The organism is Streptosporangium sp. NPDC020145, assembly GCF_040631275.1.
Taxonomy (GTDB): domain Bacteria; phylum Actinomycetota; class Actinomycetes; order Streptosporangiales; family Streptosporangiaceae; genus Streptosporangium.
Genome location: NZ_JBEXZT010000004.1, coordinates 450,720 through 464,304 on the forward strand (window position 1 = coordinate 450,720; position 13,585 = coordinate 464,304).

A 13,585-nucleotide genomic window follows, 5' to 3' on the forward strand; every position below is an offset into this window, starting at 1 on the left:
GATCCACACGAACAGGCTTCAGATCCAGCCGACGTCCTGGGCGATCCTGATGGCCTCGACCTTGTTCCTGGCGCCGGTCTTGGCGATCGCCCCGGTCAGATAGTTGCGGACCGTCCCCGCCGACAGGTGCAGCCTCGCGGCGATCTCCTCGGCGGGGGCGCCGAGCGCAGCCTCCCTCAGCACGGTCGTCTCCCGCGGGGTCAGCGGGCTGGCACCGTAGGCGAGGGCGGTGGCGACCAGTTCGGGGTCGAGTACCCGCAGGCCCTGGGCGGTCCGGCGGATCGCGTCCGCCAGCCGGTCGCCGGGGGCGTCCTTGACCAGGAACGCCTCGATGCCCTCGGCCAGCGCCCTGCGCACCTGCCCCGGCTGACCCATCGCGGTGAGCACGAGCACCCGGCAGCCGGGCAGCCGTTCCCGCAACTCGACGGAGGCGGTGATGCCGTCGACGACGGGAAGCTCGATGTCCAGCACCGCGACGTCAGGACGGGTCCGCAGCGCGGCGGGCACGATCTCGTCGCCCCCGGTGACCTCGGCGACCACCTCGATGTCCGGTTCGAGCCGCAGCAGCGCGACCAGCGCCGCCCTGATCATGTGCATGTCCTCGGCCAGCAGCACCCTGATCACGCGGGCACCTCCATCGCGAGCCGGAACCCGCCGCCCTCGGTCCGGCCGGCGCTGACCGAGCCGCCGAGTCCCTCCGCCCGCTCCCGCAGGCCGGTCAGCCCGTTGCCGCGCCCGGCCCCTCTGCGGGCGCGGTCGTTGACCAGTTCAAGGCGCACCGCGCCCTCGTCCGCCGAGGTGCTGATCGAACAGGTCGTGGCCTGGCTGTGCCGTACGACGTTGGTGACCCCCTCGCGCACGGCCCAGGCGAGGGCCTCGTCCACCGGGCGGGGGACCGCCAGTTCGGCCAGGTCGGTCCGGCAGCTCACGCCGGAGGCCTCAAGCAGCGCGACCGCCCGGTGGACCTCCTGTGCCAGTGACATCTCCCGGTATCCCCTGGCGACCTGCCGCACCTCCTGCGCGGCGTCCCTGGCCACGGCCGCCAGCTCGGCCAGCTCCGTCTTGGCCGCCCCGGGGTCGGCGTCCACCAGCCGGTGGGCGAGGTCGCCCTTGAGGGCGATGGCGGTCAGGCTGCTGCCCAGGCCGTCGTGCAGGTCACGGGAGATCCGCAGTCGTTCCCGCAGCACCGCGGCCTCGGCCAGCTCCATCCTGGCCTTGGCGAGCTGCTCGCTGACGACGGCCAGCCGCACCGCCCCGTAGGTCACCCCGCTCGTCACGACGACGGTGACCAGGTTGTACAGGGCGAGCGGCACGCTGCCGCCGGAGACGACGAACCCCATCCCCAGGTCGATCACCCCGATCACGGCCATCACGGGGATCGCCGCTCCGAGCCGCAGCCTGAGGAGCACCGCGGAGGCCAGGATCGTCTGCATGCTCGACGCCCAGTTGTAGCCGAGGAAGGGCGAGAGCGAGAACAGCACCGGGATCGTCCCGTAGGTGACGGCGATCTCGACGATCAGGGCGACCGGCACGCCGCGCGGCTCCCGCCCCCGCAGTGCCCGCCGTACCACCAGGTGATGCGGAACCAGGAAGGCGAGGGCGGCCACCGTCAGGATCACGGCCTCCAGGGGGGTCGTGACCAGAGAGAAGATGACCAGGGTGAAGCCGACGGCGATGACGTAGACGGTGCCCACGGCCACGTGCTGGGGGGTGATCCGCATGTCAGGAACCTACCAACCTACGATTTCCTGCTCTCCCAGCGGAACCTGCGGACGATGACGAACGCCCCGATCGCCGCCCAGACCGCCAGCTTCAGCGTCGGTACGGCGGCCGCCCGCAGGTCTTCGCCCAGGCTGCCGTGCGCCGCGTAGGCGGTGCGGGCCATGTCCACGATGGCGTCGGTCGGCAACAGGCCGAGGACCGTGCCCACCCAGCCGGGCAGCACCTGCATGATGGGGCCGAAGCCGCCCGCGCCGAGTCCCGCCAGCAGGAAGAACGGCATCGCCATCGGGGCGGCCAGCTCGCTGCGCGGCACGGCCACGGTGAAGGCCGCGCCCAGCAGGCACAGCACGAGGGCGCCCGCGACCACGGCGAACAGGTACAGCAGCGGATCACGCGGCACCGGCAGGCTCGTCAGCCCGTACAGCGCGACCGAGACCAGCACGGTCAGCGCCGTGCTCTGCAGGACGAGGTTGGCGATCTCCCCGCCGAGGATGTCGCGGTCGCTGAGGCCGGTGGCCCGCAGGCGCTTGAGCAGGAGCTGGTCGCGCCGGACGCACAGGGTGACCGTGGTCTGCTGGAACGTCGAGATGACGAGGACCGTGGTCAGCATCCCCAGGTGCATGTTGACCAGGAGCTCCTGGCTGCCGGCCCCCAGCCGGTCCATCAGCAGCGGCATCCCGGTGCCGAGCAGGAGGAACAACGCCACGGACGTGCTCAGCGCCGTACGGTCCCGCCAGAACAGGCGGCCGTTGAAGCGGGCGACGACCGTCAGGTCGCGTGCGGACACGGTCACACCACCTCCTTCTTCTTCGTCTCGTCGGTCTTCTCGCCGGTCGCGAGGTCGAGGAACAGGTCTTCGAGCGTCGCCGTACGGACCTCGAAGCCACGCAGGCGCAGGCCGTGACCGGCCGCCCAGTTCAGCAGGGCGTGGGCGGTGAGGTCGGGGTCGGGGACGCGGTAGACGGCGAGGTCGCCCTCCGCCGTCGCGCCGGGGACGGGCAGGTCCTCCAGGCGGGTCGAGGGGGGCAGCTCGAAGGCGACCCGGCCCGTCTGGGCGGCCAGGGTCTCGGCCATCCCGCCGCCTGCGACGACCGTCCCACGGTCCATGATCACCATGCTGGAGGCCAGGCGCTGCGCCTCCTCCAGGTAGTGCGTGGTGAGCAGGATGGCCGTGCCCTGCCCGGCCAGCTCCAGGATGATCTCCCAGGTGTCCCTGCGGGCCCTCGGGTCCATCCCGGTGGTCGGCTCGTCGAGGAAGAGCACGTCCGGCCTGCTCAGAATGGCCAGAGCGAGGTCGAGACGGCGCTTCTCCCCGCCGGAGAGCTGGCGCACCCTGGTGCCCGCCTTCGCGTCGAGCCCCGCCAGCCCGAGCGCCTCGTCCCTGGGCCTCGGAGCGGCCACGAAGCCCCGCCAGGCGTCCACCGTCTGCGCCACGGTCAGGTCGGGGAAGAACCCCGCCTCCTGGAGCATGATGCCGCTGCTGCGGCGCACCTTCACCCGGTCCTTGACCGGGTCGAGGCCGAGCACCCGGACCGTGCCCTCGTCGGCCTCCTGGAACCCGGCCAGCACCTCGACCGTGGTGGTCTTCCCGGCGCCGTTGCGCCCGAGCAGGGCGAAGATCTCTCCCTGCGCCACCTCGAACGAGACGTCCCTGACGGCCGTGAAGTCCCCGTAGCTCTTCCTGAGCCCGTCCACCTGAATCGCTGTCACAGCTCAAAGCATGCGGTTCCGGCTGCCGCTGCGGCAGTGAGGAATTCACATGTCTGGCGCATCAGGGCAAAGTCCTCGGACCCTCCTCGACTAGGTCCACGGCGTGGTGGACATCCTTGACACATGACTGAACTTCGCCCGGAGACGCGCACCGTCCACCTGCCCAGGCCGTCGCTGAACGGCAGCCGCCCCATCGCCGTGCCGATCTACCAGACCTCGGGCTTCTCCTTCGAGGACCCGGCCGTGTTCGCCGACGGGATGAACCGTCCCGACGGGGCCTTCGTGTACGGCAGGCTGTCCAACCCGACCGTCCGCTCCCTAGAGGAGGCCGTCGCCGGGCTGGAAGGCGGCGTCGGGGCGGTCGCGACCGCCTCGGGCATGGGGGCGATCAACTCGGTGCTGCTCGGGCTGCTCAAGCCCGGCGACCACCTGATCGCGCAGAAGCCCCTGTACGGCGGCACCGCGGCGATGCTCAACGACCTGGCCTCGCGCTTCGGCATCGAGGTCTCCTACGTCTCGGAGGACGACCCGCAGGCGTTGCGCGCCGCCGTACGGCCGGAGAGCAGGCTGGTCTACTTGGAGACCATCGCCAACCCGGTGACCCAGGTGGCCGACCTGCCGGGGATGTGCGCCGCCGCCCGTGAGGCGGGGCTGGTCTCCGTGGTGGACAACACCTTCGCCTCACCGGTGCTGTGCCGTCCGATCGAGCACGGGGCCGACATCGTGGTCCACTCGACGACCAAGTACCTGAGCGGGCACACCGACGTGCTCGGCGGCGTCGCGGTCTTCGCCTCGGAGGAGCTGTACCGCAGGGTGTGGCACTTCGCGGTCGAGCTGGGCGCCACCGCCGACCCGTTCGCCGCCTGGCTCACCCTGCGCGGCATGCAGACGCTGCCGCTGCGCATGGAACGCCACTGCGCCAACACCCGGGAGCTGGCCCTGCGCCTGGACAACCACCCCGCGGTCGTCGCGGTGCACTGGCCCGGCCTGCCCTCCCACCCCTCGCACGCCCTGGCCAGGAAGCTGCTGCCCGACTTCGGCGGGGTCTTCTCCTTCGACCTCGTCGGCGGGCGGGCGGCGGGCGAGAAGTTCATGAGCTCGGTACGGCTGGCGCTGCTGGCCCCGTCACTCGGCGGCGTCGAGACCCTCGTCCTGCACCCGGCGACCACCTCGCACCGGTCGCTGACGCCGGAGGAACTGGCCCGGCACGGGATCGGCGAGGGCACGGTCCGGGTCGCGGTCGGCATCGAGCACATCGAGGACCTGTGGGACGACTTCTCCCAGGCGCTCTCATGACGATCCGCTGAGGGGTGTACGGCCCGGCGAACACCGGGCCGTACACAGTGGGTCAGCGGTGGACTAGCAGCGGGTCAGCGGTAGCTGTGCTCGACGGTGGGGAAGGCGCCGCCGGTCACCTCGTCGGCGAAGGCGCGTACCGCCCGGTCCATCTCGCCCGCGAGGTCGGCGTACCGCTTGACGAACTTCGGCGGGTTGGGGGTCAGCCCCATCAGGTCCTGCCAGACGAGGACCTGGGCGTCGGTCGCGGGACCGGCGCCGATGCCGACCGTCGGGATCGACAGGGAGGCGGTGACCCGCTCGGCGAGGTCGCCGGGGACGCACTCCAGGACCACGGCGAAGGCCCCGGCGTACTCCAGGTCCTTGGCGTCGGCCATCAGCTCGTCACCCGACTGGCCGCGCCCCTGCACCCGGTAGCCGCCGAAGGCGTTGACCGACTGCGGGGTCAGGCCCAGGTGGGCCATCACCGGGATGCCCGCCGAGACCAGGGTCTCGACCTGGGGGAGGACCCGGCGCCCGCCTTCGAGCTTGATCGCGTGGGCGCCGGCCTCCTTCATGAAGCGGGCGGCCGTCTCCAGCGCCTGCTGGGGAGAGGCCTGGTAGGAGCCGAACGGCAGGTCGGCGACCACCATCGCGCGGGAGGAGCCGCGCACCACGGCCGAGGTGAGCGGGAGGAGCTCGTCGACCGAGACCGGCAACGTGGAGTCGTGGCCGTAGACGACCATGGCGGCCGAGTCGCCGACGAGCAGCACCGGGATGCCTGCCTCGTCGAAGACCCTCGCCGTCATGGCGTCGTAGGCGGTGACCATCGGCCACCTCTCGCCCCGTTCCTTGGCCGCGGCGATGTCGCGGACGGTGACCCTTCGCCCGGCCTTGCCGCCGTAGAGGGCGGTCGGCTGGCCGGCCGTGGAGGGCCCGGAGGAGGGCATGGACGAAGACACAGAAGAGGGCATGGAAAGCCTCCAGTGAAGTCTCGAGGCGTCCCTGTGACGTCCCCGGACTGCTTCCGATGATTGCACGCGGACGTCTTGATAAACACCCCCGGCCCCGACCGTAATCCGGTGCGGAGCGTGTCAGTGCCATACGACACAATACGTGGGGAGGTAAGCAATCAAATGGCATTGGAGCCTTACCGTCGTCTGCTGTCCGTTCCCGGTGTGCGGTCGTTGTTGCTGGTGGGGATGGTCGCCCGGATTCCGGCGACCGCGACCGGGATCACTCTGACCCTGCACGTGGTCAACGGGCTGGGACTCGGATTCGCCCAGGCGGGACTGGCCGCGATGGCGAGCGCCGTCGGCACGGCCGTCGGCTCGCCGCTCGCGGGACGGTTCATCGACCGCAGGGGGCTGCGGCCCGTGATCCTGGTGACCTCGCTGGCGCAGCTGGCGTTCTGGGCGACGGCCTGGGCGCTGCCGTTCCCCGCGCTGCTGGCCGCGACGGTGCTGGCCGGGCTGCTCAGCCTGCCGCTGTTCAGCGTGATCAGGCAGTGCGTCGCGGCGATGGTCCCTCTCGAACAGCGCAGGCTCGGCTTCTCCCTCGACTCGATGATCATCGAACTTTCCTACATGACGGGTCCCGCGCTCGGCGTCCTCGGCGTCACCCTGATCGGCAGCACGTGGACGATGTGCGTGGTCGGTGTCGGGCTCGTCGGGGCGGGTGCGACGTTGTTCGCGCTGAACCCGCCCGTGCGCTCGGCGGAGGAGGCGCGGGAGATGGCGGAGGCCGGGGAGCGGGTGTCCAGGCGAGCCTGGCTGACCCCGGCGTTCGTCGGCCTGCTCGGCACCGTGTGCGCCGCGACCTTCGTGCTCACCACGACCGAGCTCTCGCTGGTCGCGGTCATGAAGCAGGCGGGCGACACCGCCTGGACGGGCCTGGCGATCGGCGTCTGGTGCGCTTACTCCCTGCTCGGCGGCTTCGTGTACGGTGGCCTGCCGCGGGGCTTCTCCCCGCTGCTGCTGATCGGCGCCATGGGCGCGCTCACCATCCCCGTCGGGCTGGTCGGCGACGACTGGCGCTGGCTGATGGTGGCGCTCGTCCCGGCCGGGGTGCTGTGCGCGCCGGGATTGTCGGCCACGGTCGATACCTTGAGCCGCTGGGTTCCCGCGGGGGCACGCGGTGAGGCGATGGGCCTGCACGGTACGGCACTGCTGATCGGCGGCGCCGTGTCGGCGCCGATGGGCGGGGCGCTCATCGACTCCTGGGGGCCGGGCTGGGCCTTCGCCGTAGCGGGCCTCGTGGGGGTGGCGATGGTGCTGCTCGCCCTGCCGTTCTGGCGACGAACCGGTGTCCGGGTTGAGGAATCTGTGCCGGTTTCCACGTGAATCTGCCGGAAATATCCGGCAAATACGAAACGCAACGGTTGCGTATCGTATGATCTACCGATACGGTACTGTTTCGAAACTTTTGTGTATCGAAACGGGGCATCCATGGAACACCAAACCGGCCACCCGAGACGGTGGCAGATCCTGGGGGTGCTGGTCTTCAGCCTCCTGGCGGTCGTGTTGGACAACACGATCCTCAACGTCGCGCTGAAGACGATTGCCGACCCTCAGGAGGGTCTGGGGGCCACGCAGAGCCAGCTTGAGTGGGCGATCAACTCCTACACGCTCGTCTTCGCCGGTCTGCTGTTCACCTTCGGTGTGATCGGCGACCGTACCGGCCGTAAGCGCATGCTGTTCATCGGCATGGTGCTCTTCGGCCTGGCGTCGCTGGCCAGCGCCTACGCCCAGGACCCGACCCAGCTGATCGTCGCGCGCGCCTTCATGGGCGTCGGGGGCGCCGCGATCATGCCGGCCACCCTCGCGATCATCTCCAACGTCTTCCCCCCGCAGGAACGCGGCAAGGCGATCGGCGTCTGGGCGGGAGGCGTCGGCATCGCCGTGGCGATCGGCCCGATCACCGGTGGCCTGCTCATCGAGCACTTCTGGTGGGGTTCGGTCTTCCTGGTCAACCTGCCGATCGTGCTGGTCAGCATGGTGCTCATCGCCCTCGTCGTGCCCGAGTCGCGTGACCCCAAGCCCTCCAGGCTCGACCCGGTCGGCGTGCTGCTGTCCATCATCGGCCTCGTGGCGATCACCTACGGCATCATCAGGGGCGGTGAGCTGGCCACGGTCGCCAGCGCCGAGGTGCTGGTCCCGACGATCCTCGGTGTGGCCGTGCTCGCGGCCTTCGTCTGGTACGAGCGCCGCATCGACCACCCGGCCTTCGACGTCCGCTACTTCTCCAACGTCCGTTTCTCCACCGCGGTCGGCATGATCGGCATCGTGTTCTTCGCGATGATGGGCGCGATGTTCTTCCTGATCTTCTACCTGCAGATCGTCCTCGGCTTCACCCCGATGGAGTCGGGCGCGCTGATGATCCCGTTCGCCGCGGCGCAGATCATCTTCGCCCCGCTCAGCCAGCAGATGGTCAGGCGCTTCGGCAGCAAGGTGAGCGCGACCGTGAGCATGGTCGTGGTGGCCGCGGCCCTTGGTTCGTACGCGCTGATGGACCAGAACACCCCCGTACTGCTGATCGAGATCGTCTTCTTCGTCCAGGGCGCGGCGATGGCCAACATCATGCCGCCCGCGACCACCACGATCATGGAGGCGCTGCCCAGGGAGAAGGCGGGCGTCGGCTCGGCCATGAGCAACACCATCCGCCAGGTCGCGGGCGCGCTCGGCGTCGCCCTGCTCGGCTCGCTGCTCTCGGCGACCTACCGCGACGAGATCGCCCCCAGCCTGACCGGCCTGCCCGCCGGGCTCCAGCACGTGGCGGGTGAGTCCCTGACGGCCACGATCGGCGCGGCCAAGGCCCTCGGCGAGCGCGGTGCCGCGCTGATAGAGCCCGCCAAGCACGCCTTCCTCGACGGAATGCACGTCACCTCGCTGGTCTCCGCCGCCATCGCGCTCCTCGGTGCTCTGGTGGTGCTCAGGTGGCTGCCGGGAAAGAACGCCCCGGTGACGGTCGCGGAACAGCACGATCTCGATAAGGAACCGGCCGGCGTGTAGGTAATGTGGACATACGATGACCACGACGGATGAGACTCAGGCGGCCCGTCCCGCGGGCCGCCCCCGTAGCGCCAGGGCAGAGAAGGCGATCATTGAGGCGACCCTCGATCTGATCAGCGAGAGCAGCGGCCTCGGTGAGCTGTCGATCGAGGCGATCGCCGCCCGCGCGGGCGTCGGCAAGACGACGATCTACCGCCGATGGTCCAACAAGGAAGATCTGCTCGTCGACGCCCTCGCCGCCCTCAAGGCGCCCCTGCCCGCGCTGGCGGGCAGGTCGCTGCGCGAGGACCTGGTCGCCTGCGCCGAGGTCTTCCTGCAGGAGGCGCGCAACGCGCGGTCGCGGTGCGTGATGAACATCGCGATGAACGAGACCGAACGGCATCCCCGCCTCGTGCAGCGCATCCACCAGGCGACCATCGCGCCGCGCAGGGCCGTACTGACCGCGCTGCTGCAGCGTGGCATCGCGACCGGCGAGCTGAGGGCCGACCTCGACGTGCCGGTCTCCATCGCCTCGCTGATCGGGACCGTGGTCTGGTACGTCAGGGGCTTCGGCCCCGATCAGGAGGATCTCCCCGAGGGGACCGCCGAGCGGGTCATCGACCATCTGCTCGTCGGCATGTCCCCTCGCTGATCCCCGCCTCACCGCCCGGGCTTCACCCGGCGGGCAGGGCGCCGATCCGTGCCCGCAGCCACGGGCGCACCAGGGGCAGGACCGCGGGAGGCTGCATGGCCCCCATGTGGTCGAGCCCGTCCAGGACCGTCACGTCCCAGCCGAGGGCCTCGATCTCGGCCCGCCGCCCGATGACCGCACTCGCGATGCCCACACGCACCCCGCCCCAGCGCTCGCCGTACTCGATGTCGTCGGCCGATCCGACGAAACAGAGCCTGGGGCAGGTGATCCGGGCCTGGGCTGCCAGGTCGTCGAACCCCCGCAGTTCCTCGTACAGCGTGACGAACTGCCTGGTCTGGTCCGGCGACAACGTCACCTCGACCGACGACCAGTCGTCCTTCTCCGGCGGCCCGGAGGGCTTCTCGGCGGCCTCTCCGGTGGCTTTTTCCACGGCTTTTTTCGAGGCCCCGGCGAGCGCCATCTCATGGGTCGCCATGGTCACCCGCAGCATCTCCGCGTACGGCCCGCCGAGTGGCGGGAAACCACCCATGACCAGGGCGGACAGCCGGTCGGTCCTGAGCGCGAGCTGGAGTCCGCTCAACGCGAGCCAGGAGTAGCCGTAGTAGGCGAAGCGGTCGGCCCCCGCGGCGTCGGCGACGGTGAGCAGGTCGCGGGCGATGTTGGCGGGGGTCAGGGTACCGGGCTTGGGGTTGGCCAGGACATGGTTCTCGTAGTCGAAGGCGACCACCGTGAAGGCGTCGCGCAGGCCCTCGATGAGGGAGCGGCCAAGTGCGGGGTCCGTGCCCCAGGCGCGCATCGCCTCGGCCTGGGGCCCCTCGGCGGGGAGGGGGTTGACGGGCAGCAGCAGGACGGGTCCCTCGCCGTGGACCTCCACCTCGATGGGACTCGCGTCGTGCAGGGTCACCGTGGGCATGGGCGTCTCTCCGGTTCTTCCAGCGGCGGCGGGAATTCCGTACGCCGTAAGGAGTTGATGGGCGCAAGAATAGCTTATGCCGTAAAGAGTTGCTGCCCGGGATGCGGAGACGAGTTCGCCGCCGCCCCGGGCCGGGACGACGGCGAACGACCCCCCTCACGTCACGAGGTGGTGAGCGGGGTCTCCTTCCGGTCCTCGGAGACCACGTGGGCGTCCGGGCCGGGGAACACCATGGTCTCGTGCTCGTCGTGCTCCCAGTGCACCATGTAGGGCGGGGAGCCGTCCTCGTGGACAAGCCCCACGACCACACCGATCCGCCGGGTCTCCCCGTGCCGGGTGCCCTCGACGACGAGCCTGTCACCTACCTTTGCCTTCATCTGATCTCCCCCTGTCTCCTGGATTCCGGCGGGCCGCCGAGCGCGGGCGGACGGGTGGAGGGGAGTCGACGGCGCCCGCTCGCCGCCCGCCGGACCACCGCGGCCGATCTCAGCCCCCTCCCCGGCCGCCGGTGACCCTCCCTGCGGTGATACCCACCCCGCAAAGCTCATGCACGGCCCCACCGGAGTCGTTCAGGCAGGTCAGAGGGGAGTCTCGCGCCAGCGGTTGGTGATCGGCAGACGACGGTCGCGGCCGAAGTTCTTGGCCGTGATCTTGGGACCCGGGGGATACTGGCGGCGCTTGTACTCGGCCAGGTCGACCAGGCGGATGATCCTGGCGACCAGAGCGGGGTCGTGACCGGCGGCGACCAGCTCGGCCGATCCCATGTCCTCCTCGACGTAGTCGTGCAGGAGGGGGTCGAGCACGTCGTACTCGGGCAGGGAGTCGGTGTCACGCTGGCCGGGGCGCAGCTCCGCGCTCGGCTCCTTCTCGATGGAGTTCTCCGGGATGGGCGGGCGCGCGAAGCCGTACAGGAACTCGCCCGACCTGCCCGCCTGGGCGTTCCGCCAGCGCGACAGCTCCCAGACCAGGGTCTTGAGCACGTCCTTGATGGGCGCGAAGCCACCGGCGGAGTCGCCGTAGAGGGTGGAGTATCCGACCGCGAGCTCGCTCTTGTTGCCGGTCGTCAGCACCAGGTGACCGTGCTGGTTGGACAGGCCCATCAGGATCATGCCGCGTACCCTGGCCTGGAGGTTCTCCGCGGCCAGCCCGGACAGCTCGATCTCCTTCTCGAAGGCGTCGACCACACCGGAGATCGGGACGACCCTGGAGTTGATGCCCTGCCGTTCGACCAGCTCCCTGGCGTCGCTCAGGGAGTGGTCCGAGGAGTAGCGGGAGGGCATCAGCACCGCGTGCACCCGCTCGGGGCCGATCGCGTCCGAGGCGATCGTCGCGGTCAGCGCCGAGTCGATCCCCCCGGACAGGCCGAGGATGACCGACTGGAAGCCGTTCTTGCGCACGTAGTCGCGCACCGCGAGAACCAGTGCCGAGTAGACCTCCGCGGTGTCCTCCATGGGCTCGGCGACCGAGGGCGCCAGCGGCTCGTACGGTTCGAGCGAGCGGGCGGACAGCTCGATCCGCTCGACCGTGATGACCGTCCCGTCGCCCGCCTCGGTCTCGAAGGTCCCCAGGCCGCCGAACCGCGCCTCGGGCAGGTCGAGATCGACGACCAGCAGCTCCTCGGCGAACTTCGCGCCCCGCGCGACCAGCTCACCCGAGGCCGAGACGACCAGCGAGTCACCGTCGAAGACCAGCTCGTCCTGGCCGCCGACCTGGTTGACGTAGAGGAGGGCGCAGCCCGCCTCCCTGGCCCGCCGTGCGACGAGCTCAAGCCGCACGTCGTCCTTCTCCCGCTCGTACGGCGAGGCGTTCGGCGTGATCAGCAGCCCGGCGCCCGCCTCGGCGACCACGGCGACCGGCCCGCCCTCCTGCCACAGGTCCTCACAGACGGCGATGGCCACGTCCACCCCGTGCAGCCGGAAGATCGGCAGCCGGTCACCGCGCACGAAGTAGCGGTACTCGTCGAAGACCCCGTAGTTGGGCAGGTGGTGCTTGGCGGTCCTGACCACGACCCGGCCCCGGTGGATGAGGGCCGCGGCGTCCAGCGGGGCCCCCTTCGGCAGGCCGAGCCTCGGGGAGAGGTTCGCCCGGTCCACGTAGCCGACCACGACCGGCATCTCGCCGAGCCCCTCCTCGGCCAGCCGCGTCGCGAGGGCCTCGACGGCGGCGAGCGAGGCGTCGACGAAGGACGCCCGCAGCACCAGGTCCTCGACCGGGTATCCGACCAGGGACATCTCGGTGAAGACCGTCAGATGCGCGCCACGCTCGGTGGCGCGCCTGGTCCACTCGACGATCCTGTCGGCGTTGGCCGCCAGGTCGCCGACCTCGGGGTTGGTCTGGGCAAGGGCGATGCGCAGTTGAGCCACGTGTCCCACCCTATTGGGGCCCCGCCCTCCGGCGCGGCGGGGGCCGTACGGGTGGGTCAGCCGATGACGCTGAGCAGACCGAGGTTCTTGGCCTGCGGGATCTCGCCCACGCGCTGGCTCACCTTGTAGGTGTCGGGGTCGAGCACGACCCAGGTGTTGGCGCTCTTGCCCTTGACCCGGACCACGAGGGTGCCGTCGGTCAGGAACCTGGCGCCGATCAGTGTGCCCCGCACCGGGATGGGGATCTTCCTGCCGGTCCTGGTGTCGTAGAGCGACGGGGTGTAGGACAGCGGCCAGGAGCCGTCCCCGCCGGGGGCGTTCTTGCCGATCGTGTTCACCACGACCCGGTCGCCGTTGGGGGACAGACCGTCGACGTGGTTGGCGAGCCGGATCCCGGGGACCCTGGTCGAGACGTGCGAGACGGTGTTCAGCAGGTAGACGCCGTCGGTGTTCCCGGCGTATCCGGCGAGCGTCCTGCCGTCGGCCGACCAGGCCAGGTGGCACACGCCCGCGGTCTTGCCCGCGATCACCGGCCTGCCGCCGCCGGCGCCGACCAGCGCGACGGTCGCCTTGTCCGAACCGCCCCTGGTCACGTAGGCGATCCGCTTGCCGTCCGCGCTCCAGGCGGGGGTCAGGCACGGCCCCACGTAGGCGGCGTTCGTGGCGACCACCTTGTCGCCGGCCGCGCTCTTGACGTGCAGGCGCCCCTTGCCGTCGATCCAGGCGACCTTCCCGCCGCCGGGCGCCGCGGCGAACTGCCCGGCGAAGGAGGAGCCGCCGACGGCCAGCTTGCTCAGGCCCCCCTGCTGGGTGACCACCTCGACCCCCGCGCCCTTGTAGCCGAAGAAGACGGCCCCTGGAGTGGTGGCGGCCCGGGCGGGGGCGGGGACGGCGGCGACGGACACGACGGTGGACGCGGCGAGTACGGCGCCGACGGCCAGGGCCAGGTGCTTCACGCGAA

Annotated in this window: 13 protein-coding genes; 4 read left to right on the forward strand and 9 right to left on the reverse strand. The window is 70.6% G+C overall.

The window, feature by feature from the left end; translation table 11 throughout:
* Positions 1-18 precede the first annotated feature (18 nt).
* The 4 genes from ABZ463_RS10430 to ABZ463_RS10445 are packed head-to-tail and all read right to left on the reverse strand — an operon-like array spanning position 19 to position 3,432.
* Complete coding sequence (locus ABZ463_RS10430) at positions 19-624, reverse strand: response regulator transcription factor (RefSeq protein ID WP_352008779.1); 606 nt, start codon at positions 622-624, stop codon at positions 19-21.
* Positions 621-1,721: a sensor histidine kinase gene (locus tag ABZ463_RS10435; RefSeq protein ID WP_362775185.1), complete on the reverse strand. Its 1,101-nt coding sequence runs from the start codon at positions 1,719-1,721 to the stop codon at positions 621-623. Before ABZ463_RS10435 ends, ABZ463_RS10430 begins: the two co-directional genes overlap by 4 nt.
* 17 nt (positions 1,722-1,738) lie before the next feature.
* Positions 1,739-2,515 carry an ABC transporter permease gene (locus tag ABZ463_RS10440; protein WP_362775188.1) on the reverse strand — a complete coding sequence of 259 codons (777 nt, stop codon included), beginning with the start codon at positions 2,513-2,515 and terminating at the stop codon, positions 1,739-1,741.
* Positions 2,512-3,432, reverse strand: a complete 921-nt coding sequence (locus ABZ463_RS10445; protein WP_362775191.1) for an ABC transporter ATP-binding protein — start codon at positions 3,430-3,432, stop codon at positions 2,512-2,514. Before ABZ463_RS10445 ends, ABZ463_RS10440 begins: the two co-directional genes overlap by 4 nt.
* A gap of 123 nt (positions 3,433-3,555) precedes the next feature.
* Between ABZ463_RS10445 and ABZ463_RS10450 the strand changes: the two genes are divergently transcribed.
* Complete coding sequence (locus ABZ463_RS10450; protein WP_352008783.1) at positions 3,556-4,728, forward strand: aminotransferase class I/II-fold pyridoxal phosphate-dependent enzyme; 1,173 nt, start codon at positions 3,556-3,558, stop codon at positions 4,726-4,728.
* Positions 4,729-4,802: 74 nt separating this feature from the next.
* Here ABZ463_RS10450 and panB read toward each other — a convergent pair whose 3' ends face one another.
* A complete protein-coding gene (gene panB / locus ABZ463_RS10455; RefSeq protein ID WP_362775335.1) occupies positions 4,803-5,657 on the reverse strand; it encodes a 3-methyl-2-oxobutanoate hydroxymethyltransferase in 855 nt (284 codons plus the stop codon).
* A gap of 186 nt (positions 5,658-5,843) precedes the next feature.
* Between panB and ABZ463_RS10460 the strand changes: the two genes are divergently transcribed.
* The 3 genes from ABZ463_RS10460 to ABZ463_RS10470 all read left to right on the forward strand — a co-directional run bounded on the left by ABZ463_RS10460 (position 5,844) and on the right by ABZ463_RS10470 (position 9,348).
* On the forward strand, positions 5,844-7,049 hold the full coding sequence (locus ABZ463_RS10460) for an MFS transporter (RefSeq protein ID WP_362775195.1): 1,206 nt from the start codon (positions 5,844-5,846) through the stop codon (positions 7,047-7,049).
* A gap of 105 nt (positions 7,050-7,154) precedes the next feature.
* The gene (locus tag ABZ463_RS10465; RefSeq protein ID WP_352008785.1) at positions 7,155-8,717 is read left to right on the forward strand and encodes an MFS transporter; all 1,563 of its coding nucleotides are present in this window, start codon (positions 7,155-7,157) and stop codon (positions 8,715-8,717) included.
* A gap of 16 nt (positions 8,718-8,733) precedes the next feature.
* Positions 8,734-9,348: a TetR/AcrR family transcriptional regulator gene (locus tag ABZ463_RS10470; RefSeq protein ID WP_352008786.1), complete on the forward strand. Its 615-nt coding sequence runs from the start codon at positions 8,734-8,736 to the stop codon at positions 9,346-9,348.
* A 22-nt stretch (positions 9,349-9,370) separates the two neighbouring features.
* Here ABZ463_RS10470 and ABZ463_RS10475 read toward each other — a convergent pair whose 3' ends face one another.
* The 4 genes from ABZ463_RS10475 to ABZ463_RS10490 form a co-directional block, all read right to left on the reverse strand.
* Entirely contained in the window at positions 9,371-10,261 is an 891-nt protein-coding gene (locus ABZ463_RS10475) for an alpha/beta hydrolase (protein WP_362775200.1), read from the reverse strand.
* A gap of 161 nt (positions 10,262-10,422) precedes the next feature.
* Entirely contained in the window at positions 10,423-10,638 is a 216-nt protein-coding gene (locus tag ABZ463_RS10480) for a DUF1918 domain-containing protein (RefSeq protein WP_352008788.1), read from the reverse strand.
* A 201-nt stretch (positions 10,639-10,839) separates the two neighbouring features.
* Positions 10,840-12,624: an NAD+ synthase gene (locus ABZ463_RS10485; protein WP_352008789.1), complete on the reverse strand. Its 1,785-nt coding sequence runs from the start codon at positions 12,622-12,624 to the stop codon at positions 10,840-10,842.
* Between the two features lie 56 nt (positions 12,625-12,680).
* Positions 12,681-13,580 carry a hypothetical protein gene (locus ABZ463_RS10490; protein WP_352008790.1) on the reverse strand — a complete coding sequence of 300 codons (900 nt, stop codon included), beginning with the start codon at positions 13,578-13,580 and terminating at the stop codon, positions 12,681-12,683.
* Between the last annotated feature and the right edge of the window lie 5 nt (positions 13,581-13,585).